Source organism: Bradyrhizobium sp. SHOUNA76, from assembly GCF_023006445.1.
In the GTDB taxonomy this organism is placed as follows: domain Bacteria; phylum Pseudomonadota; class Alphaproteobacteria; order Rhizobiales; family Xanthobacteraceae; genus Bradyrhizobium.
Window position 1 is genome coordinate 1 of record NZ_JALBHA010001053.1, and the last position, 686, is coordinate 686.

Annotated in this window: 1 pseudogene and 1 riboswitch; the pseudogene reads left to right on the top strand. The window is 64.7% G+C overall.

From position 1 onward, the window contains the following. Nucleotides 1-292 precede the first annotated feature (292 nt). Nucleotides 293-495, bottom strand: a riboswitch (cobalamin riboswitch). 72 nt (nucleotides 496-567) lie between these two features. Further along, nucleotides 568-686 (top strand): annotated as a pseudogene (locus MOV74_RS39655) (histidine phosphatase family protein); the annotation flags it as partial.

The window sequence follows — 686 nt, forward strand, 5'->3', positions numbered from 1 at the left end:
GTCCCGGCCGGCTGGCCTCGCCTGCTTGCGGGGTTGGGCTGGCGATACCTCGACCGGCGGCACGGGTTCGCGCGCCTGCTGCGCCAAGGCCAGGGGCAGATCAAAGGCAGAAAAGCATGTGAGCGTGGCGGAAGCGAGCAGAAGACGGCGCGGTCGGACGATACGGGTGGAAGACACGGCACAAAACCTCGGTATGACGTCAGTGGCACGTCACAGCGAACGAGGTCTCACCTTTTGGCCCTGCAGCCGCCCGATGAAGCCGAATGCCTGTACTCCCCGACCGACATCTTCGCGTGTGACCACGGCTGACGGCAGGTCTCCTGGCTCGCGGGTCAGTACCTTGCATCGCCTTCCCGGGACCGAGATACCCAGTGGCTCGTGACGCAAGATTCGCCGCTCACAGTTGCGGGGGCAGCCACGGCATTGGGGACAACGTCCCCGCACCGCATTCCCTTTTCATCCCCTCTCGGGGAAACCGTCGCGAGCATCTAGGATTACCATCAGGACAGAGTCAATGTGCGAGTTGCGGCGTTATGGCCACAACGACCAACTTCCTTGGAGATGAGCATGGAAGGCGAGACCTTCCTCTGGCTGATACGGCACGCGCCCGTCGAGGGCGTGAAGGGGACGATCCACGCCGCCGACGCACCGGCCGATCTCGGCGCTCGCGCGCAGCTGGAGGCGCT